At 35.0% G+C, this 22,215-nt stretch carries 14 protein-coding genes; 10 read left to right on the top strand and 4 right to left on the bottom strand.

Features of this window, described 5'->3' with window-relative positions; all coding sequences use genetic code 11:
• The first annotated feature begins 197 nt into the window (after positions 1–197).
• Both RC62_RS11690 and RC62_RS11685 read left to right on the top strand, forming a co-directional pair.
• Positions 198–740, top strand: coding sequence for a YcxB family protein (locus tag RC62_RS11690; RefSeq protein ID WP_055095401.1), 543 nt, complete (start codon positions 198–200; stop codon positions 738–740).
• Between the two features lie 184 nt (positions 741–924).
• Positions 925–1,380 (top strand): hypothetical protein, encoded by a 456-nt coding sequence (locus tag RC62_RS11685; RefSeq protein ID WP_157472493.1) that lies wholly within the window; start codon positions 925–927, stop codon positions 1,378–1,380.
• A 114-nt stretch (positions 1,381–1,494) separates the two neighbouring features.
• On the opposite strand, the gene RC62_RS11680 is transcribed toward RC62_RS11685, so the two are convergent.
• Together RC62_RS11680 and RC62_RS11675 are read right to left on the bottom strand one after the other, a co-directional pair.
• Complete coding sequence (locus RC62_RS11680) at positions 1,495–2,619, bottom strand: glycoside hydrolase family 88 protein (RefSeq protein WP_055095399.1); 1,125 nt, start codon at positions 2,617–2,619, stop codon at positions 1,495–1,497.
• A gap of 23 nt (positions 2,620–2,642) precedes the next feature.
• A complete protein-coding gene (locus tag RC62_RS11675) occupies positions 2,643–5,444 on the bottom strand; it encodes a glycosyl hydrolase (RefSeq protein WP_055095398.1) in 2,802 nt (933 codons plus the stop codon).
• Positions 5,445–5,886: 442 nt separating this feature from the next.
• Here RC62_RS11675 and RC62_RS11670 point away from each other — a divergent pair, with 442 nt between their 5' ends.
• From RC62_RS11670 to RC62_RS11635, 8 genes are all read left to right on the top strand, one after another.
• Complete coding sequence (locus tag RC62_RS11670) at positions 5,887–9,030, top strand: SusC/RagA family TonB-linked outer membrane protein (RefSeq protein ID WP_055095397.1); 3,144 nt, start codon at positions 5,887–5,889, stop codon at positions 9,028–9,030.
• 6 nt (positions 9,031–9,036) lie between these two features.
• Entirely contained in the window at positions 9,037–10,563 is a 1,527-nt protein-coding gene (locus RC62_RS11665; protein ID WP_055095396.1) for a RagB/SusD family nutrient uptake outer membrane protein, read from the top strand.
• Between the two features lie 161 nt (positions 10,564–10,724).
• Positions 10,725–12,254 carry a sialate O-acetylesterase gene (locus tag RC62_RS11660; protein WP_055095395.1) on the top strand — a complete coding sequence of 510 codons (1,530 nt, stop codon included), beginning with the start codon at positions 10,725–10,727 and terminating at the stop codon, positions 12,252–12,254.
• Between the two features lie 268 nt (positions 12,255–12,522).
• Positions 12,523–13,593 carry a glycoside hydrolase family protein gene (locus RC62_RS11655; protein WP_055095394.1) on the top strand — a complete coding sequence of 357 codons (1,071 nt, stop codon included), beginning with the start codon at positions 12,523–12,525 and terminating at the stop codon, positions 13,591–13,593.
• A 148-nt stretch (positions 13,594–13,741) separates the two neighbouring features.
• On the top strand, positions 13,742–14,071 hold the full coding sequence (rhaM, locus tag RC62_RS11650) for an L-rhamnose mutarotase (protein WP_055095393.1): 330 nt from the start codon (positions 13,742–13,744) through the stop codon (positions 14,069–14,071).
• A 38-nt stretch (positions 14,072–14,109) separates the two neighbouring features.
• Positions 14,110–15,399 (top strand): DUF4861 domain-containing protein, encoded by a 1,290-nt coding sequence (locus tag RC62_RS11645; RefSeq protein WP_055095392.1) that lies wholly within the window; start codon positions 14,110–14,112, stop codon positions 15,397–15,399.
• A 102-nt stretch (positions 15,400–15,501) separates the two neighbouring features.
• Entirely contained in the window at positions 15,502–16,830 is a 1,329-nt protein-coding gene (locus RC62_RS11640; RefSeq protein WP_055095427.1) for a glycoside hydrolase family 28 protein, read from the top strand.
• A gap of 317 nt (positions 16,831–17,147) precedes the next feature.
• A complete protein-coding gene (locus RC62_RS11635) occupies positions 17,148–17,324 on the top strand; it encodes a histone H1 (RefSeq protein WP_055095391.1) in 177 nt (58 codons plus the stop codon).
• Positions 17,325–17,664: 340 nt separating this feature from the next.
• On the opposite strand, the gene RC62_RS11630 is transcribed toward RC62_RS11635, so the two are convergent.
• Together RC62_RS11630 and RC62_RS11625 are read right to left on the bottom strand one after the other, a co-directional pair.
• Positions 17,665–19,164: a rhamnogalacturonan acetylesterase gene (locus RC62_RS11630; RefSeq protein WP_055095390.1), complete on the bottom strand. Its 1,500-nt coding sequence runs from the start codon at positions 19,162–19,164 to the stop codon at positions 17,665–17,667.
• 110 nt (positions 19,165–19,274) lie between these two features.
• Positions 19,275–22,121 (bottom strand): glycoside hydrolase family 2 protein, encoded by a 2,847-nt coding sequence (locus RC62_RS11625; protein ID WP_055095389.1) that lies wholly within the window; start codon positions 22,119–22,121, stop codon positions 19,275–19,277.
• Between the last annotated feature and the right edge of the window lie 94 nt (positions 22,122–22,215).

Below are 22,215 nucleotides of genomic sequence, written 5' to 3'. Positions count from 1 at the left end.
AACATTTTTTGGAAGAAAAGTAAATAGCCTTGTTAAAAGTCCTATTTTGATATTATTATGACTTAATAAGGTCTTATTGAGGTGTAGTTATAGGATAGTTTTGTCATTGTTTTAAAGTTGAATACTTCTGGAAACAGAAATAACAACTGCTGCAGATCAAAAAATATCCACAACTTTTTAATGCCTTCCAAAAACATATGAATACTTCCGGCTTTTTATTAGAGTTTGAATTAAATATAGCTGAAATACGTAAGCTGAATAAAATGTATTTTAAAAATCTCTATAAAGAAAAAGTAACCGTATTTCTTGGAATTGTTTTATTCTTAGCTATATTCTTCGATTTTTTTTATTTAAATAATGATACTGATCTGGTAACTTGGCTGCTACGCAATCTCATCCTGATTATATTATTTTTTCTATTTCAGTATTCTTTTGTGAACGTAATAAGCAAAACTATTTTTCAGTTTAGTAAAAAGCTCTTAAAATATAACAGGTTCAGTAAAAAGTATAAATTCAATTTTACTAATTCCCGTATATGTGTCCATTCCCCTTTAGGTGAATTTGTTTATAAATGGAGTCAGATAGAAAATGCAATTCTTACTAAGGACTTTTTCTTTTTATATGTCAGAGATCGAAATGGTTATATTATTTCAATTTCTAATAAAGCCAATAATGGTAGAAACATTCATGAATTAATTGATTTTGTAGAAAATAATGTAACCCATGTTACTAAAATCTAAGTGCAACTAAAAAAAACCTTATTCTATTCTTTTTATAACGTATTGTGCTACTTTGTACGATTTAACTCAGATTATCTTTGCAAAGTTGTTTAAAGAGCTTGGTTTGTATCGAATGATGATTGATCTTTTTATGACTTATAAATGACAGCAAAGTATTTAATTTGAAATGTATAAAGGGTTAGAAATGAAAAAGGAAAGAATTTTAGTGCGTGATGATAGAGGATTTTTTTTAAAAATGTTTAAAAGAAATTTCAAGACAGAATTTGATTTTTTTGAAAGTTCATTTATGTCTGATTCTGAAGACGAAAACAAATCAGAACAGTTTGATCGTTCTATATTTGTTATTTATGATAAATTTGAACTCATGCAGTTTTTGAAATTAGAAAAAAAAGGCTCAAATGTTTTGTTGTGCCTGTTTAATAAACAATTGTATGATAACTTATTTTTTTTAGAAGAAATTAAAAGTTTAATCCTGTTAGACTGTTCTAAAACAAGAAGTGAGTTAATGTCAGAATTGAAACACTATTTTAATACTACATCAGATTCAGGATTACCAGCATCAAATATGAGTTTACCAAATCCGAATATTATTTCTACACAATTTAATAATTTTTATAAATCTTTATTTTTCATGATGTAATAGATTTAAAAATCAAAATCATGATTTATAAAAACAAAAAAAGTAGAATATACTGTTGCTCGTATATTCTACTTTTTTTGTTTTTTTAAGCTAAATGTTATTGCTTAAAAACAGCTATTTCATTTTATAGATTTCTGAACCTGCTAATAAAAAACAACCTAATCCGTAGTCTTCAAAATCCGGAATTTTATCATATGATAAAGGTTGGCCATCTTTAGGTTCTTTTCCTGTTGATTGCAGATAGCCCAAAAAACCATTGCTGTGCAAACTTTCAGTTGTCACGGCATTCCATGCCTTTTGAATGACAGGTAAATAGGTTTCTTTTTTCAAAATTCCACTATTTATTCCGTAGGCCATTCCGTAGACAAATAATGCAGTTCCTGAGGTTTCTTTTTCTCCAAAATTAGCAGGATCATGTAAGCTTACATTCCAGAAACCATCAGCCCTTTGAACAGGAACTAATGCTGCTGCCATTGCTTTTAGATCTTTTACATATTGTGCTCTGTGCGGTGCATTTTCAGGAATAATAGTAAGCACTTTTGCAAGTGCAGCAATGACCCATCCGTTCCCGCGGCTCCAATAGCAATCCTCACCATTAGGTTCCTTGTACGGAGGATCAAAATCAGCATCACGCCACCATAAGCCATCTTTAGGATTAAAAAGGCCGTGATCTCCATGTTTATTTCTGGAGTACATATACATTTGGTACATTTTCTCGAAATAACGGTTATCGTTTTCCAGAACTCCTAACTTGGCAAAAACCGGCATTCCCATTTGTATGGCATCAATCCAGGACCAATCGTCTAGTTGAGGTGTATTTAAAAGCATATTTATATTGGCTTTTGTATTTTTTAGCTTTTTAGGATCAGGTTCCAGATTATACAAATCGATATAGGTTTGTGCCGCACAATAGTTGTCTGCGTTCCGGGTTGTGTTACCGCTATTAAATCCCCATTTATGAAATTCTGACCATGAATAGGCATAATCATAATATACATCCTTTGGATAAATTTCATGCAATGCCATTAATCCTTCATAATAAACACCTCGTGTCCATATATTACTGGGGCGTTCTTTATTCGTAATAATTGTTTTGCCAGTGTCCGGCCATTTTTGCATAAAATAATCATTGGCAAGAATCATTTGTTTGAGCACCAGTTTTTTATCAAATGGCTGCTGTGCGCTTGCTGAATAATTATGTGTAAGATATATAGCGAAAAATAAAAGTAATCTCTTCATTTTTAATACTGGTTATTTAATAATTAGTTTTGTTTTTTTAAAGGTGTAAGAGTAACAGGGCCTAACAATCCTGAAGGAGCAGGATTCCATTTTGTGGCATCGAATTTTTTATAATCCTTATCAACCATATTTATTTCGTAGAAAATCTTCCATTCTTCTCCTTTCAACTCTTTATCCCTAATTCTATTGGCAGATAAATTGGTAACCTGAATTTTAATATTATTTGTTCCGGGCTTTAGTTTTTCAATTTGCAGTGTATAAGGTACAGACCATGCTGTGCCAATAAATTGATCATTGAGCCATACTTTTGCACTTTCCCGAACATCACCCAGATTTAAAACCCAATGGTCTATTTTTGAATTTGGGTTGTCAAAATTTAAAGTATAAGTTGCAGTTCCTGAAAAAGCTTCTGCTTCAGGACTTAATTTTGTCCATGATCCTAAACTGGAAACAGTGGCGTTTTCGGGTAATTTTGGTCCGCCTTTATCAAAAGTAATATTCCATTTTCCAGTTAAGGAAACAGGATTATCAACAGGTTCATAATAATTCCATTTTTTTTGTGATGCTTTATTTTCTGTCTTTAAAAAATAAGATTGTCCGGGTTCTATTTTTAGCTTGACAGATGTTGTAAGACTATTTTTAGTAACGACAGCATTGCCATATGCCCTGGTTAAAGGGTCGAAAATAACAACTTCCTTGTTACCAACCTGAAGCGGGATAAATGCATCAATTGTTTTGGGTGTATGATTGACCAGATAATATATTTTCTCGCCATCAATATTCCTTCTTGTAAATTTTAATCCAGTTTTCACAAGACTTTCCGGAAAAATCTGAGCATTCTCTAAAGCCTTAAAAACATCAGAAGTTGGTTTTATGCTCTCTTTATTTTGAGATAAGGCTGATTGAAGTTTTTGTTCTTGTTTTTTATAATCATTAAAACCCGGAACAGATTCCGGTAAGCCTTCAAAGAGTATAACAGCACCTTCTTTTTTTAATTCGATTAATTTTTGCAAAGTGGCAAGTGGCATTTTTTTGCAGTCCGGAATAATTAAAGATTTAAAAGTTCCGCCAGGCAACACAATATTTCCGTTTACAACTTTAGCTTCGGCTATAAAATTATCAGAGATAAAATCGACTCCATATCCTTTCTTCATTAAACTTCTGGTGGTATCATAAAAGGATGTTCCATAAAGCCATTCAGATAAAGAGTGAATTTTGAATTGTACAAATAAACTCCCTTTCAGGTATTGGTCCCAAACATCATAAATGGGCCAATATAACAGAATTTCATTATCAGATTTTCCTTGCTGCAATAGCGACTGGCAGTTGGCGATATATGAAAACAGGGCAGGCGCATCTTCCCAAATGCTATTGTTGCTATTAAAATTTACTGCGGCATAAAATTGCCATCCCGGCCAAGCTGCGCGGGTTGGAGAATAAGTAGAACCATGAAGAAAAATATGATTAACGCCGTTTAGCATTAAGTCTTCGGCTTCAGGTTTACATTGTGATAAAGCTGTTTTAAAATGTTCTCTGAGCCAGGTAAAAGTTTCAGAAGAAACGAGGTTTTTACCTGATATATGAGCCGCAGATGAGGAAAATTTCAGCATAACCGGATCCGCATCTCCTTCACGAATGTCTTCTTTTTCACGTCTGAAACCCGGAATATCAAATGGCATCGAACCAAAAGTTTCGCATTCAGGGATATCGGCAGATGCATATAAATCGATAAGGTTTCCCGGTGATCCGTGTGCCTGAAGTTTGGTTTTAAAGTTTTTAGAATGCGCCCATTTTGTCCATGATTGATCAAACTTGTTCAATAATAAATCGGCAATAGTTTCGCGATAATCGCTTCTGATTCTATTGCTTGTTTCAGTATCGGTTTCATTTAATAAAAGAGGTAATTCTTTTTTTAGATCATATCCTCTTCTGGTTTTGAATTCTTCAAAAAAGTCAGGTGTAAAATCCGTTCCGTAAACTTCAAAACTATCATTAAAAATGGCACGAATCTTTCCTTCACTACCTTTAAAAGCTGCGTTAAACGGAACCAAATATGCATTTAGGGCTTCTTCAGAATAATGATCTAATGTATATCCTTTTCCTCCCGGGGCGGCTCTTTTTACCTGCTGTCCGGTTTTCCCGCTAAACACGGCATAGATTGTATAATCTGTTTTACGGGCTTTCCAGTTTAGTTTATTGGGTTCAGACAGATTGGGTAATCCAACATGATTTCCTTCAATTCCTTTGTCTTGTGTTTTTACTTTATTTTTTTTTAACTCACTTGTTAAATTTATATAACCGCCATCATTTCCGTATGCTACAACATATAATAAATCTGCAGGTGTTTTTTCTTTACTGCTGTCGGGAACAATATTTCTATTGAAGGTTTCATTTTTTTTAAGCGGATATTTTTCTACTATTAGTTTTGTTGCAGCATATGGCAAAGTAACCTGCGAGCCACCGTAAGGCCATCCGGTTCCTAAAACCATGTCTACCTTCATGTTTAGGCTGTCAGCAATATGTATTGTATAATCTAACATTTCCATCCATTTTGGAGACAGATATTCTATAAAATTATTTTCTTCTCCTTTTACGCCATAAATCGGAGTTATTTCTACGCCTCCAATTCCTGCTTTATGAAAATCGATGAGGCTTTTTTTGAGATTAGGTTTGTCTACAGCACTTCCCATCCACCACCAGCGTGTCCAGGGCTGGTTTATATTAGTAGATTTTGGCCAGGGAGAAAGTGTTGTTTCCTGAGCAAAAGAACTAAAAGCACAGCAAAAGAATACAATAATAAAGAGGTTTGATCTGGTTATTTTCATTATCTATTCAAAGGTTTTAGAGGTTGCTAAAATTAAAGCTTCACAGCGTTAAAAATTTAGCAAGTGTCATTTTTATTCTTTTGTAATAAAGTAAAAGTAGGAGTAGTACATTAAAATGCTATCCTGTAGCATCCTGTTTTTAATAAATGTTATTAAAAATGAAATATTTACTAAAATCCTTTACTTGTTTGGTAATTCGTATTTTTTTATATAAATAAATATTAAATGCTAAAAAATATTTTAATAAAATTTTTGATATCATATTTATTAATTTCTCAATTAATTAAGGTTTGTAAATCAGGCAGTTGTGTGTGTTTTTTGTTAAAATAAACATAAAAAATTTCATAAAACATTGAAATCTAGCAGGATACTACAGGATACTGCGAATAGTACTTCTGGATAAATTTGGAATTACTATTAAACTAACCAAAATTTAACTTTTATGAAAAACAAACTTAATCTTTTGCTGATTATGGCCTTTTTTGCATTACTGCATGCATCAGGTTATGCGCAAGAAAAAACGGTTACAGGAACAGTTACTGATCCGGCTAAACTCTCGATCCCGGGAGTTAACGTAATTGTTAAAGGAACCAATCGTGGAGCGAGTACTGATTTTGACGGAAAATTTAGTCTTAAAGCTTCTGAAGGAGAAACATTAGTTTTTTCGTTTGTGGGATTTATAAAGAAAGAAGTAAAAATAGGTACCGCAAATACCTATTCGGTTTCCTTAGATGCAGAGAGCGCGAACTTAAACGAGGTCGTGGTGATTGGTTACGGAACCCAAAAGAAAAAACTAACCACAGGAGCAATATCCGGAATCAAGACAGAAAATTTTACCGAAAGACCTATTTCAAGAATTGATCAGGGATTAATTGGGCAGGTAGCAGGAGTTCGTGTCAAACAAACTACAGGATTACCGGGGCAGCCTTTTAGTATAGAAATTAGAGGAGCGGGTTCTATTACTGCAGGAAATGAGCCTTTGTATGTTATAGACGGGTTTCCTATTTATACTGAAGGATCGAACAGCAATGGTGCTTTTTCAAACGGAAGTCCGCTAGATAATATGAACCCTAATGATGTGGCTTCTATAGAAGTATTAAAAGATGCGGCTGCAGCTTCTATTTATGGATCAAGGGCGTCAAACGGAGTGGTTTTAATTACAACCAAGAAAGGGAAAAAAGGAAAACCAAAATTCACTTTCAATACCTATGGCGGAGTTAATAAAGAGGCCAACAGGGTCGATATGCTTTCTTCTCAGGGATGGATTGACAGGGCTAAAACCATGATTGATGCACAATGGGTAGGTTCAGGTATTGCAGGAGCATCTGCAACTCAGAACAATGCAGAAAGAATTGCAGCTTATAATGCAAAAAATCCAACTGCACCCCTTAACACAGCCAACACCAGATATTATACGTATTTGTATGATGAAAGATGGGATATTCCGGGACATCCGGGATTAGATTATATCGACTGGCAGGATAAAGTTTTCCGTACAGGAGAGTTTAGTAACTATCAATTGTCTGCATCAGGAGCGACTGATGTTGTGAATTACTATGTATCTGCCAATTATCAAAAAAATACAGGATATATTATTGGTACTGATTATACTTTGTTTTCTGCGAGAGCAAATGTTGACGTTAAATTGTCAGAAAGTTTTAAAATGGGGATTAATATCGCACCTTCTTATTCTATAAAAAATGATCCCGGAGTAGAAGGAAAAGATAATACTTTGTTTAAAGCACTTACGGCAACACCGGTTTTTGAAAGTGCTTCGAATGCTGCCGGAGAAAAATATACAACAAGATATGCCTGGGGAAGCAGCACAACAAATATGCTGAATGCATTGGCCAGAACAGGGAAAAATTCGATGTACAGGACTTTGATTTCTACTTATGCGAGTTATCAATTTGCAAAAGATTTTACTTTTAAAAGTACCATTAATTTTGATAACTCAGATAATACGAATGAAAGTTATACGCCAAATGATGTTCAGGCAAGTATTAGAGGGGCTTATAATACCTATAGAAGACAGAATTTGGTAAATGAAAACACACTTAATTATGATAAATCTATTGGAAATCATAATATTAATCTGCTTTTAGGACAATCCTTCAGTTCTTACGAAATTATGAAATCTACGTTGTCATCCGGGGCGCTTTACAACAGTTCAACTGTAGAAACACTCCCAACGGGATCACTTGGTTCTACCAATGCTGAAAAAAGCACCTTACTTTCTTATTTTGCCAGATTACAATACAATTACAAAGAAAGATATTTGATATCTGCCAGTATCAGACGCGATGGTTCTTCAAAATTTGGAACTGACAGACAATGGGGTGTTTTCCCTTCATTATCATTAGGATGGAGAATAAAACAAGAAGAATTCATGAAAAATGTAGACTGGCTTAGTGATTTAAAACTACGTGCCAGTACAGGAATTAACGGTAGTAATAACATTGGCAGTTATGCCTCTTATGCAACTCTGGCAACATACAATTACTCTATTGGCGGTGCAGCTGCAATAGGACAGGGAGCTGCGTCAATACCAAATCCTTCATTGCACTGGGAAGAATCACGAAGTGTAGATTTAGGTTTGGATTTTGGAATTCTGAAAAACAGAATTTCAGGAACTGTAGAGGTCTATAGAAAAAACAATAGCGAATTACTGTTAAGAGTTCCTATTGTTGCTGCAACAGGATTTCAAAGCTATCTTACCAATGTTGGAGAAGTGCAAAATCAGGGAATTGAATTTGAGGTGAACTCCCTGAATATTAAAACGCCAAGTTTTGAATGGAGAACATCTGCAAATATCAGCCACAACGAAAACAAAGTTCTGGCTTTAGGTCCTGATCAGTCTAAAATTGAAATAAGTAATGCATACGACGGTGGCGTGCCTTTTATAAAATTAGAAGTAGGAAAGCCAATGTATACCATCTTTGGTTTACAACAAAATGGTGTCGTTACCCAGGCTGATATTGATAAAGGAGGAACAACAATTGGAGGAAATAAACTTGTATTAGGAGATCCGAGATATATTGACCAGAACGGAGATAAAAAAATCAACTCTGACGACCGTGTGGATTTAGGAAATCCAACACCTAAATATACGTGGGGAATCACCAATAGTTTTAAATATAAAGCCCTTGATCTGAATGTGTTGGTTCAGGGACAAAACGGCGGAACAGTATACGGATTAACAGGAAGAGCCATTGACCGTACCGGAATGGGATCTGTAGAAAATTCATTAAATGTAGATCCTGCAGTAAGAGGAAACTGGAGAACATCTTTTGGATATCAGGCAAATTCAGACTGGTTGTATAAATCAGATTATGTCAGCATTAGAAGTATCTCAATAGGATATAACTTAAAAGAAGCCATTAAAGGATTAAGCAGAATCGATAATATGAGATTATATGTAACAGGCGAAAACTGGTTCTACTGGAACAAATATAAAGTTGGTTTTAACCCGGAAGCTGTAAATACATCAGCAAGTTCTAACAGTGATTTTTCAGTACCGGTAGATTATGGAGGAGCACCTTTGGCAAAATCTTTAGTGATAGGACTTAACATTAATTTTAATTAAAATAAAATGAAAAAATATATTTATTTACTAGCAGTACTATTCGCTCTTACCTCTTGTGAGGACGAATTGACTCAGTTGCCGTTATCTCAGGGAACGATTGAGAATTTTTATGCTACGCCCGGAGATTTTATTCAGGCAAGAAATGCTACTTATTCTGTTGCTTTTCACGGAGCAGGAACTTATGGATATGCAAACAGGGTTTTGAATTTAAGCGAAACCAGGTCAGACAATTTGATGGCAACTACACAAGCGTCAAGAGATTGGGAAGGAATCAATAGTTTTTACACTTCTATAAGTTCTAATACTTATATAAAAGAAGCTTATACCAGTAACTATAATGCCATTAATAAAGCAAACCAGTTACTAGAAAAAATAGCCGAAAAAGGGGATCAGATTTTTACCAGTCCTGCTGATAAAGCCGCGATGGTTGCAGAAGCCCGTTTTCTAAGAGCATTTTGTTATTTTGATCTGGTAAGATGGTTTGGAAGAGTTCCTTTAATCGATAAAACAATGACAGCTCCTGAAGCTGCCAAAATAAAAAGAACTCCCGTTATCGATGTTTACAAATTAATCATTTCAGACCTGGAATTGGCGATTCCGGACCTTCTTCCAACATACGATGCTGCAAATTACGGCAGAGTTACTAAATACGGAGCAAAAGCATTATTAGGCCTTGTTTACATGACACGTTCAAGCCCAACATACGGAATTGACGGTGCAACACTTGGACTGAATGAATGGGACAAAGCATACCAACAATTAAATGACATTAAAACCAGCGGATTATATGCTTTGGGTACAGATTACGATGCTATTTTTAAAGTAGAAGGACTTACTAATAAAGAAAATGTATTAACGATTCCGTATACACAAAGTCTTCCGCTAGCAGTAGGAGGAAATTTTATGGTCGAGTTAGGGTATGAACCTTATTTTGCTTCAGTAAATTTATCAGCACAGGGAGCTTTGGAAGCACGACCAATTTCAACAGGTTTTCTAAATCTGTTTGCTGCAACTGATAAAAGAAAGATTTCCGGTATTGCGACCAGTTATACGGTTGCAACCGGTACTTATAAAGGAAGTTATACTTTACCTGTTTTTAAAAAATATATCGACCCTGCAAGATACGGAAACGGTCGTGAAGACTGGGGTGTAGACTTTATGGTTACACGATATACAGATGTCCTGATGATGATGGCCGAATGTACACTTCACGGTGGAGGCGGTTCTCAGGCTGAGGTTGATGACATTGTAAACAAAGTAAGAACAAGAGCAGGAGTTGCTGCAAATGCTGCAAATATTACCTTAGATCAATTGTTTACAGAAAGAAGAAAAGAATTTTTCTCAGAAGGAACAAGATGGTTTGATTTAATCAGGTCCGGTAAAGCAGTGACCATCATGAATGACTGGAAAGCCGCAGAAGATACCGAAGGAAAGATCAGGACTATTGAGAATAATTCATTATTATACCCAATTCCGTTATCAGAAATATTAGCAGTTCCGGGACTTTACGATCAAAATCCTGGGTACGACTAATTAAAATTGCCCCCAAGTTTTTTTTTGTTTTTTTGAGAGGAGCTGTCTTTTTTAGACGGCTTCTCTTTCATTTTTAATTCAAAAACAAACAGGAAAGCACAGGATGCTTTTAAGGTTTAATTATTTTAAATTTAAAGTTTTAGTACCTAAAAATAACTCCAATGATTTACATCAAAAGACTTCTCTTATTTTTATTTGTTTTAAGTGCCTGCCATTCTATATCTGCACAGGTAAAATTACCCGCTTTAGTAGGTGATAATATGGTTTTACAGCAAAATGCCAAAGTTAATTTATGGGGATGGGCGTCTCCTGGCGAAAAAATCACAATCAGGTTAGGATGGGAAAATCTTCCGGTTGAAATTATTGCCGATGCCAATGGAAACTGGAAAACCGAAGTGAATACTCCAAATGGAAGTCAAAAAGCTTACGACATTACCATCGATGCTTCAAACACCATCACACTAAAAAATATTTTAATTGGCGAAGTCTGGCTTTGTTCCGGTCAGTCGAATATGTTTTTTCCTGTGGGAAGAGAAGATAAGACCTGGAAAACAGGCGTTAAAAACTATGAAGAAGAAGTAAAAAATGCTTCCTTCCCAAATATCAGATTGTTTACCGTTGCGTTGAATGCTTCACCAACACCACTTGAAGATGTTACAGGAAGCTGGAAAGTATGTACACCACAAAGTATTCAGACGTTTTCTGCCGTAGCCTATTTCTTTGGAAGAGATTTATATCAAAAATTAAATGTGCCAATAGGTTTAATCTCAACTTCATGGGGAGGAACAAAAGCAGAAGCCTGGACAGCGCAACAAGTTTTGGAAGATGAGGTTACCTTTTTACCGATTCTTCAGGAAGATGCAAAAAATGAAAAATTACATCAGGAAAAACTCGAAGCCTATTATTTAAGCCTGATAAACGAACGAATTGCAAGTGCTGAAAATGCGCCAAAAGGGCAATTGAAAAAGCCTAAAAAAGAACCCAACAAAACGTCGTATGTATTGTATAACGCAATGCTGCACCCAATTGTAAATTATACCATAAAAGGAGCAATTTGGTATCAGGGAGAAAGCAATTCCGGAAAAGCCTATTTGTACAGAACGCTATTTCCCGCTATGGTAAAAAGCTGGAGACAAGAATGGAAGCAAGGTGATTTTCCGTTTTATTACGTTCAGATAACACCTCATAAAGGACAAAATCCTGAAATACGAGAAGCACAATTAATGGCTTTAAAAACAATCCCAAACAGCGGGATGGTTGTAACGACAGACATAGGAGATGCTCAAAATATTCATCCAATTGACAAACAAACCGTTGGTTACAGACTTGCCCTGATTGCACGTGCTAAAACTTATGGAGAAAATGAATTAGTATATTCCGGACCCATTTTTAATCATATGAAAATTAAAAAACAAAAAGCACAATTGTTTTTTGATTCTGCAGAATCAGGTCTGAAAAAAAACGGAGAAGTTTTAAAAGAATTTGAAATAGCCGGAAACGATCAGGTTTTTTATCCTGCTGATGCCAAAATTGACGGAAAAACGATTGTAGTTTCTTCTGCAAAAGTAAAAGAACCTATAGCCGTTCGTTTTGCCTGGAAAGCCATTCCGGAACCTAATTTATTCAATAACGAAAATTTACCCGCTTCACCTTTTAGAACAGATGATTGGGAAATTAAAACAGAGAAGTAGTAAGTTGAAGCGTTGTGATTTTTTTAACCTCAATTTTGTCATCTCGAGGAACGAGAGATCACACAAGTAATTCTACAAAGATTGGTGATTTTGTTTGCGGAGTTTCTAGTGTGATCCTTCCTCCGTCAGGATGACAATATTGTGTTTAAACTTTGCGTCTTAGCGCCTTTGCGAGATTAATTTTATTTTAATCTTTTTTAATCCTATAATCTGTGGTAAAAAAAACACAGTTATGTTCAAATAAATCTTAATTCGAATAAAAACTAAAATGAATAGAAGGCAATTTATAATCGGAAATTCTCTGGCAGTTATGGCGCTGTGTCTTCCATTTTCGGTGGGAGCCGGTACTTTATCGGATGATCCTAAGCTTTCTGATTTCGAAAAAAGACTTCGGCCAGTTGGACGTGCCTTAGAATTTGAAGATTATTATGTTTGGTGCAACAGTCCAATTGAAGGTCCTGACGGCAAAATACACGTATTTTTTTCCAGATGGCCAAAAGCAAAAGGAATGAGCGGCTGGATCAACAGTTCTGAAATTGCACATGCCGTAGCCGGTTCACCTGAAGGACCTTATGAATATGTAAGCACTATTTTGGCTCCGAGAGGTGAAGGATATTGGGATGCAACGACTTGCCATAATCCGAGTATCCATTTTGTGGATGGAAAATATGCCTTGTTTTTTATGGGAAATTCTAACGGAAAAATGAATACAAAACGTATTGGTTTAGCGACTTCAGATTCTCTTTACGGACCTTGGGAAAGACCGGATAAACCGTTGCTGCTTCCCGGAAAAGAAGGCTCTTGGGACGATCTTTTAACCACAAATCCGTCTTTTTTAAAACATCCAAACGGAGAATATTGGCTGTATTACAAATCATTGGATACGGAGAATTATGAACATCCAAAATTTCCTGTAAAAGGAAACAGAAAATACGGGCTCGCAATATCAAAATCCCTTCACGGACCATATGAAAAATATGAAAACAATCCTGTGATTGATTTCTCAAAATTAGGAGACAACAAACAATGTGAAGATGCTTTTGTATGGTATGAAGACAAGAAATTTAAAATGCTGGCAAGAGATATGGGCGTTTTTGGGATCGATTACGGATTGTATATGGACTCTGAAGATGGAAAACACTGGAGTGCTCCTCAAATTGCATATCAGCCTTTAAGTAAATATATTAAGCAGCCGGAAGCGCCTAAACATCTCAATAGATACGGTCGTGTGGAACGCCCGCAATTGTTGTTTCAAAACGGAAAAGCAACCTATTTATTCACCGCATCTCAAGGTGGGAAATTTGAAACTGCTTCGGCATTTATTTTTAAAATAGTTTAAAATAGGAGCAAAGTTACAAAGTTACAAAGTTACAAAGTTGCAAAGGGACAAAGCTATGGAAATTCAAGAAAGCGAAATGTCTTTTTTAGACCCTACAAAACATAGATGGTTATGTGTTAACACAACAATAAATGAATTCATTTGAAAAATGGAAAATAATAACACCATTCGAAATGCCTTTACTATGAAACTAAAACCTGGTTTTGAAGCGGAATATAAAGTGCGGCATGATCAAATTTGGCCGGAATTGCAGGCATTACTTTCAGATACCGGAATTCAGGATTATTCTATTTTCCTGGATGAAAAAACATTAACACTGTTTGCGGTTCAAAAATTGAGTAAAGATTTTGATTCGGCTTATTTGCCCAATCATCCTATTGTGAAAAAATGGTGGAATTATATGGCTGATATTATGGAAACAAATCCGGATCATTCGCCGATAACAAATCCGTTAAAAGAAGTTTTTCATTTAGATTAAATGATTAAATTGTTTTTTGATATAAAATAAATACAATAATGAAAAATACAATCAAATTTTACACGCCCATTGCATTATCAATATTGATTTTTGCAAGCTGTAATGCCCAGAAAAAATCAACAGGAAATACCATTGTTTTAAAAAATACTTCTAATATAGAGTTGCCTCAAAAAGCGATTTCGATCAAAAGAAACCAAATTTCATTAAGTGGAGATTCAGGAACGTATCCTGTTTTGGTGTACAAAAACGATACAATTCCTGCACAAGTCAATGATTTAGATGGAGACGGAAAATGGGATGAACTTTTTCTTGTAACGGATTTTTCTCCAAAAGAAGAAAAGAAAATAACCTTAAAATGGTCTCAGCCAGATCCTAAATTCCCAATCAAAACAAGTGTGAGATTTGGAAAAAGAGAAGCTAAAAACCTGCCTGTTCATCCTGGTACACAAGAAATCCTGATGGCAAATCAGGTACATAAAAAACTGGGGTATCAAAAATACCAAACCGATGGACCAACCTGGGAAAATGATAAAGTTGGTTTCAGGCACTATTTAGACGGAAGAAATTCAAAAGATGTTTTCGGAAAAAAGATTCCTGCTATCACACCCGAAGATGTTGGAATTAACAGTAAAGGTGCTGTTGAGGATAATTATCATGTGATGTACGATTGGGGAAGAGATATTTTTCCTGTTGGGAATTCTGCCGGACTTGGAGGTTTTGCCTTATTGGTCGATAATAAAATCAACAGACTCGGAATCATTGCAAGTGACACACTAAATAATATTGAAAAAACGACCTTTAAAATTGTGAGTGAAGGGCCTGTAAATTCCGTTTTAAGTTATACCTACCAAAATTGGGAAGCATCAGGAAATAAATATCAGGCGCAGGAAACATCCTCAATCTGGCCGGGAATGTACGGTTATAAAAATACTGTTTCTATAGATGGCTTAAAAGGAAACGAAATGTTTTTAGTGACACTTTCTAATTTAAATAATAAAAATCCATTGCAGGTAATTGATGCCGGAGATTTTGTGTGTTTTATACAACATGATAAACTGACCTACGAACGCCAGTGGATTTTGGGTACTGCCGTAATTGTACCTAAAAATGTATATAAAGGCTATATAGAAGCACCAAAAACAGGACAACTTACAGATTCATATTTAATAAAACTCGCTGTAAAAAATAATCAGCAAGTTAGTTATTACCCAATTGCCGGCTGGGAATTAAGTGCAGATAAAAATTTTAAAGACTCTGTCTATTTTACTAATTATGTCACCACTTTAGCCAAACAGCTTTCGGCAAAAATTAAGGTTGAGGTAAAATAATCGTCAAGTTTGTCCTCTCGATGAACAAGATCACGCTAGAAACTCGACAAAGATTGCACAAAAAGCATTAGAATAAAAATAATGAACACTAACCAAACCAAAATGAAAAACATATTCAAATTTATAATTTGCATTATTGCGCTCACACAACCAATATGTGCACAGAATTACAGTAATGATAAATTCCCGGATGGTAGTGAAATCACCAATTGGTTTAAGGATTATTCTAAAATTCAATTGAAGAATCTTGGAAAAAAATATACCATAACAGATTTTGGAGTTGGAAAAGACAGTACCAAAATTCAGACCGTGGCGATTCAGAAAGTGATCGATAAAGCCGCAGCAAACGGAGGAGGAGTTATAGTAGTGCCAAAAGGAGTTTTCCTGAGTGGCGCACTATTTTTTAAACCTAAAACGGCTTTGTATGTTTCTGAAGGAGGCGTATTAAAAGGGTCTGATAATATTGCTGATTTCCCAATAATGCCATCAAGAATGGAAGGACAGAATCTGGATTATTTTCCCGCATTGGTCAACGCATATGGAGTTGATCATTTTTCGATTTCAGGAAAAGGAACCATAAATGGAAATGGTAAAAAATATTGGGAAGCTTTTTGGGAGCGCCGTAAAGAAAATCCAAAATGCACCAATCTGGAAGTATCCAGACCAAGACTGGTTTTTATCCAGAACTCCAATAACGTTCAGCTTCAGGACGTAAAACTAATAAATTCCGGTTTTTGGACCAATCATTTCTATAAATGTAATAATGTAAAACTACTGGATCTTTATATTTTTTCACCGCACGAAGGTGTAAAAGCGCCAAGTACAGATGCTATTGATATTGATGTCTGCACTAATTTTTTGGTAAAAGGCTGCTATATGTCGGTCAATGATGATGCGATTGCCTTAAAAGGAGGAAAAGGACCGTATGCAGACCAGGATAAAAATAACGGACCTAATACGAATATCATTATCGAAGATTGCACTTTTGGTTTCTGCCATTCGTCCTTGACAAACGGCAGCGAATCTATTCATAATAAAAATGTGATTATGAGAAATTGTAAAATCGACGGCGCTTCGAGATTATTATGGTTAAAAATGAGGCCGGATACACCACAACGATACGAATACATTAGGGTAGAAGATATAAAAGGAGAAGCAAAAACGTGTCTGGCTATTTTTGCCTGGAAACAATTTTTTGATTTAAAGGGCCGTCCGGATGTTCCTTTGTCTTATGGAGATCATGTCACCCTGAAAAATATAGAGCTTAAATGCGAAACTTTTTACGGAGTAGAGAATGATCCAAATGTGCGTTTGTCGAATTTTACTTTTGAGAATTTAAAGATAGAAGCTGTAAAAACAAACATTGATAAAACCATAATAAAGGATGTTACTTTTAAGAATGTTTTCGTGAATAAGCAGCTTGTTGAGTAATTTTTCCGCAATTTCTCATTTTGTTTAAGCTGTTTTGAAGCTCAAAAGTTAAAATTATAAACGGTTTCTGATATTTTTTTAAAGAAAATCTAAATTATTTTATACCCCTCTTACGACTTACAAAAGCATCCTGTTTTATAAAAATGAAAATAAGTCACTGATTAGTAATGGGTTGATTGTACTGGTGTGCGCTAAAAAAAGTGAGGTAAATTTAATGTTAAATAGAAGCACAAAAAACAGTTATAATTTTAACGTCAAATATGTTGTAACTATCAATCAAACTTTTATTTTTGCGGCTTAATTTAATAATTATAAGCATGAAAGATCTATTAGTAAAAATCAACGCCGAAATTGACACATTTAGAGCAGAAGCTGAATCTTTAACAGAAAAAGGTGTAAAAGCTGCTGGACCAAGAGCTCGTAAAGCTACTTTAGAAATTGAAAAACTTTTAAAAGAGTTTAGAAAAGTTTCTATCGAAGAATCAAAAAAATAATACGTTTATCCAAAATAAAACCTCGTTTAAGCAATTAAACGAGGTTTTTTTATGGGCAAAAGTTTTTTGTTAGAAGAAGGAATAGAAAAGAGTATAGAATATAGAGAATAGAGTAAAGATGTTAGAAGCAAGAGGCAAGAGAATCGAAGTTAGACTTAGTGTTGAGTATTTGTTTTTGCTTATCATTCTAATTGTACTTCTATCTGCTTAAATTATATTTTCTATTTCTACAATCTAATTTCTTTCTTCTTGTATCTATTTTCTATATTCTATACTCTTTACTCTTGCCTCTTGCATCTATTCTCTTTTTTCTCTCTTCTAACTTCTCACAATCCACCACTCACAATAAAATATAATCTTTAAGACTGCAGTCTTTTAATTTTTTAATACTTTCTGCAACTGTTAACGCATTTAGATTTGCGCCTTCTAAACCCGTATGTGTGTGGTCTTTTGGGAAAAACTGTTTCACTTTTTCTTTTCCTAAAGCTTCATATTTTAAGGCTACAATTTCATTTAGATCGATATATAAGACTTTTTCTCTATCAGCAATTTCTTTAGACCATTTTCCATAAGTCTCATTTCGGCGTTCGACCTTATCATTTGGCCATTCGTTTCTTGGAGTTTGGCTTAAAACAATTGGTATTGCACCTTTTTCTTTAGCTTCACGGATAAATTTTGTCATATACCACCCAAAAGTATGTACGATTTCTTTTGAGCCGTCTGCGAGAGTTACTTCCTGGGTTTCCTCACCAATTCCTTTAAGAGAACCTCTAAATTTTTCTTTATCAATTGCTCCGGCATCGTTATGCCCAAACTGAATCAGGATAAAATCCCCTGATTGCAACTGATTTTTAACTTCATCCCAAAGACCTTCATGATCAAAAGTTCTGCTGCTTCGGCCACCTCGGGCTTTATTTAGTACTTCAATTCTTGTTGTATCACAATAAGCGGGAAATTCAACTCCCCAGCCTATAGCGTTTGCATCATTGTTATTTGCCATTGTAGAATCGCCAATCAAAAAAACTTTTTTTCTGGCAGGAAAAACGATTTTTGGATCCTTTAAAATATAGTTTTTTAAAGCGTTCGTGCTTTCTTTCAACTGATCGATAATAACCGAAGCCGAAAGAACAGCTCCTTTTGCTGACGTATGTGTATGGTCTTTTTTATAGAAATAAGTTCCAGTCACTTTTTCCTCGCCCAGTTTTTCCATTTCAAGTGCCATTTTATTATTTAAATCAATAAAACTTACTTTTTCCTTCTCCGCAATTTGTTTCGCCCATAATCCGTACGATTGATTGTTACGAGGCACTTTGCCGTCTTTCCAGTCGTTTCTTGGTATTGGTGAACAAACAATTACAATTGCTCCTTTTGATTTTGCTTCACGAATAATTTTCTGAATATACCAGCCGTAACTATGAACAGTTTCGTGTTTTTTGGTCAGAATATTATCGATTTCCTGAGTTTCATTTCCTATTCCTTTAATCGTTCCTCGAGCGCGAAGGCTATCATTTATTGGTCCGTCGTCATTATGTCCAAACTGAATCAGGACATAATCGGCTTTTTTTAGTTTATTCAAAACGACATTCCACAACTCTTTATCCTGAAATGTCCTGCTGCTTGTTCCGCCTAAAGCGTGATTTTCGATCGTAACTTTTGTCGTATCTAAAAACTGCCCAATATAATCTCCCCAACCCCAAAGCCCACCCGTGCCATCGCCTTTGCCATTTTTTACAGTAGAATCACCCACTATAAAAACGGTTGGTTTATTCTCTTGTTTTAATGTGAAACTGAAGAATACGAAGACTAATAAAATGGTTAGAAGTATTTTAATTGATTTCATTATTGAATTATTAGTTGTGAATTGTGAATTGTAGAATATGAAAATGTGAAAATGTAAAATGTGAATTGTAAAAACAATTATGAAGCTTTGTCAAAGCTAACCTGAAACCTCTAGTTTCTAAAATCAAACCATAAATTCATCATAATCCCGTCATCACCACTTTTGATACGAATATTAGTTGGCTGGCTTTGCGGTCCTTGTTGTTCTAAGGGTTTAAAATCTCTCATTGCCGGAATTTCATACATAAACGAAATATCTCCCTCCGGAAAGTCCGGTTGCGGATAACTTCCCGGGAAAGCATTTTTAGGCAGATCCGGTGTAAATAGTCTAAGGAATAAATTATCAGATTCGCTAAAAACTTTAAAAGATGAATTTCCTGCTTTTAGATTCGCTCCCAATAAATTGGCATGATAGCCTTTAAACTCCGGATAAATAAGATTCTCAAAACTTTCACCCGTTATCGTGTTGTTATACTCTTTCTCCCAAAAGCCGTAAGTAGTACCTTTAATTCGATTTTTCCAAACATGGTAGGGGCCTCTTCCAAACCATTTTATTCCGGTAACTTCCTTTTCAGGAAAACTGAATGTGATTCCGAAAGCATTGATTTTATCTTCAAAAAAAGCACCGTCAAAACCGCTGCCTCCTGACGCATTTTTTAGCGCAAGTAATTCCATTTTAAACCTTCCGTCTGGTTCCATAATCCATTTTATGGCAGATAATCCACCTGAATAATTGACTTTACAAACGGCTTTGTCACCTTCTTGCGAAATCTGAATGTCTTTTAGTTTCGCTTTCATCCCAATTGGACGCGGTCCATTTTTTAGCGGAATAATTGAAGTCGCATTTTTAACCGTTGTAATTTCTCCAGTTAATGCATCAAAAGTCACAGAAACATCATTTCCTTTTAAAATAATTTCATTGTCTGTTTTTGTAACCAGCGCTTTTGCTTTTGTATCCTGAATTGTTAAGAATTTTTCAGCATAAAATTTTGCTTTATGAATGGGCCATGTCCAGGTATAAATTTCTTTATTGAACTGATCGAAAGCAGAAATAGACAAAATATCCCCTTCATAAAAATTAGACGGAATATTAAATTTAATTTTTCGTGTTTCTCCCGGATCAATATCCGGAATCTCAATTGTGCCGGAGCTTATCTCTTTTGCAATTTCATTTGTATAAAGAATATTTTTAGCCGCTTTTATCACTTTGAATTCCATTTTACAGGAATTCAGATTACTAAAAAGATAATCATTTGAGATTAAAAATGATCCGTCAAAACCATCTGTAACTTGCTTTGGCAGAAACTGAATTGGCGCCCAGACTTCCTTTACCGTATAATAACTTCCTTCTCTTTCGCGATGAGGTCCAAGAATTCCATCTGCTGCAAGCGAACCTTTAGAATCAAATTTTACATCGCCCGTCCAATCTGATCGTTTTACGGCTTCATCGAGCATCGCCCACATAAAACCTCCCGCAAATAAAGGACTTTGTTTATAGCGATTCCAGAAATCTTCGAGAGCCGCTCCGTGTCCGTTATCATAGGTTCCGTGCATAAACTCAGTAGGAAAAAATACGTTTTCGCCTGCATTAAATCGATGCATTCCCGTTAGATAAGTTGGATAATGATGCGTGTCCCAGCCATTAAAATCTGCCCACGGATGAATCACAATTCTTTTTTGCGGATCATTTTCGGAAAAAACTTTATCGACATCATAATTCCAACCGCCTTCATTACCATTGTCCCAAATAATTACTGAAGGATGATTGACATCACGAGTTACCATTTCTGTCACTAATTTAGTTCCGGTTTCAGTATCATAGGAGTTTTGCCAGCCCGCCAATTCATTCAAAACAAAAAGCCCCAATGAATCACAAGCCTCTAAAAAGTGATTGTCTGGCGGATAATGTCCGCGAACGGCATTCATGTTCATGTCTTTTATTAATTCAACATCCATTTTGCTGATTCGTTTGCTGGTACTTCGTCCGCCTTCAGGCCAAAATGAATGACGATTAATTCCTTTCATGATAATTTTAGTACCATTAACATAAATTCCGTCTTGTTTTTTAAATTCCAAAGTTTTAAACCCAATTCTCTTATGGTATTCATGAATTGTAGTTCCGTTTTGTTTTAAAGTCAATTCTAAATCATATAAATTAGGGTTTTCAGGATTCCATGGTTTTATATCTTTCCATTGAGCTGCAATGGTTTCTGTGTTATTTTTTGCCTTTACAGGAAAAGTAAAGGTTTGAAAATTTTCTCCTTTTGTTCCTTTTAATAAAACTTCTAAAGTGCTGTTCTTCTGAATGTTTTTTAAATGAAGATCAACCGTCAAAGAACCATCCATTTTGGGATTTACAGCGATATTCTGAATGTGTGATTTAGGAGAAACTTCAAGCCAAACCGGACGATAGATACCGCCAAACAACCACCAATCGGCTCTTCGTTCTGCCGCATTTACGGACTTATTTGCCGAATGTTTCCAGACATGAACTTCTAAAATATTAACAGAACCAAATTTTAATAAAGACGAAATATCATATTTAAATTCATAAAAACCACCCTGATGAATCGCTCCTGCTAATTTTCCGTTTATTTTGACTTCGGTATCCGTCATGGCGCCACCAAATGCAATGAGAACATCCTTGTCTTTATAATGTGCAGGAACATTGAATTCATATTTATAAAAACCTTCCTCTTTACTTGGTTCTTTTTGGTTTAGTTCTTTATACCATCGCCCATAGGTATATTCGCCAAAGCCTTCCAGTTCCCATTGTGAGGGAACATTTATTTTAGACCATATTTTACTATTTTTTCCGCCTGTACAATAAAAATCCCATTGCACAGGATACTCAAAATCTTTTCCTGACAGATAAACCTTATCAGTTTGTTGCGCATTGCTTTTATAAATAAACAAAAGAAGGAGTATGCTTATATGAATTATTTTTTTTGACCGCATAGTTAATTTGATGTTATTTCAAAGCTATGAGTTCTGTTTTTATATAGTATCCTGTACTATGATGTTAAAATATTGAAAAATTATAAATTATGTT

The sequence above is a fragment of the Flavobacterium aquidurense genome (assembly GCF_001404985.1).
GTDB lineage: Bacteria > Bacteroidota > Bacteroidia > Flavobacteriales > Flavobacteriaceae > Flavobacterium > Flavobacterium aquidurense_B.
Note: the sequence above shows the minus strand (reverse complement) of the source record. Positions and strands in the feature narration are given on the sequence as shown.

What these genes read in the sequence shown, in the direction of transcription:
- RC62_RS11645 (WP_055095392.1), top strand. Translation starts at nt 14,110, where the DNA reads ATGAAAAATACAATCAAATTTTACACGCCCATTGCATTATCAATATTG.
- rhaM (WP_055095393.1), top strand. Translation starts at nt 13,742, where the DNA reads ATGGAAAATAATAACACCATTCGAAATGCCTTTACTATGAAACTAAAA.
- RC62_RS11675 (WP_055095398.1), bottom strand. Translation starts at nt 5,444, where the DNA reads ATGAAAATAACCAGATCAAACCTCTTTATTATTGTATTCTTTTGCTGT.
- RC62_RS11690 (WP_055095401.1), top strand. Translation starts at nt 198, where the DNA reads ATGAATACTTCCGGCTTTTTATTAGAGTTTGAATTAAATATAGCTGAA.
- RC62_RS11685 (WP_157472493.1), top strand. Translation starts at nt 925, where the DNA reads ATGAAAAAGGAAAGAATTTTAGTGCGTGATGATAGAGGATTTTTTTTA.
- RC62_RS11655 (WP_055095394.1), top strand. Translation starts at nt 12,523, where the DNA reads ATGAATAGAAGGCAATTTATAATCGGAAATTCTCTGGCAGTTATGGCG.
- RC62_RS11680 (WP_055095399.1), bottom strand. Translation starts at nt 2,619, where the DNA reads ATGAAGAGATTACTTTTATTTTTCGCTATATATCTTACACATAATTAT.
- RC62_RS11665 (WP_055095396.1), top strand. Translation starts at nt 9,037, where the DNA reads ATGAAAAAATATATTTATTTACTAGCAGTACTATTCGCTCTTACCTCT.
- RC62_RS11630 (WP_055095390.1), bottom strand. Translation starts at nt 19,164, where the DNA reads ATGAAATCAATTAAAATACTTCTAACCATTTTATTAGTCTTCGTATTC.
- RC62_RS11670 (WP_055095397.1), top strand. Translation starts at nt 5,887, where the DNA reads ATGAAAAACAAACTTAATCTTTTGCTGATTATGGCCTTTTTTGCATTA.
- RC62_RS11640 (WP_055095427.1), top strand. Translation starts at nt 15,502, where the DNA reads ATGAAAAACATATTCAAATTTATAATTTGCATTATTGCGCTCACACAA.
- RC62_RS11635 (WP_055095391.1), top strand. Translation starts at nt 17,148, where the DNA reads ATGAAAGATCTATTAGTAAAAATCAACGCCGAAATTGACACATTTAGA.
- RC62_RS11660 (WP_055095395.1), top strand. Translation starts at nt 10,725, where the DNA reads ATGATTTACATCAAAAGACTTCTCTTATTTTTATTTGTTTTAAGTGCC.
- RC62_RS11625 (WP_055095389.1), bottom strand. Translation starts at nt 22,121, where the DNA reads ATGCGGTCAAAAAAAATAATTCATATAAGCATACTCCTTCTTTTGTTT.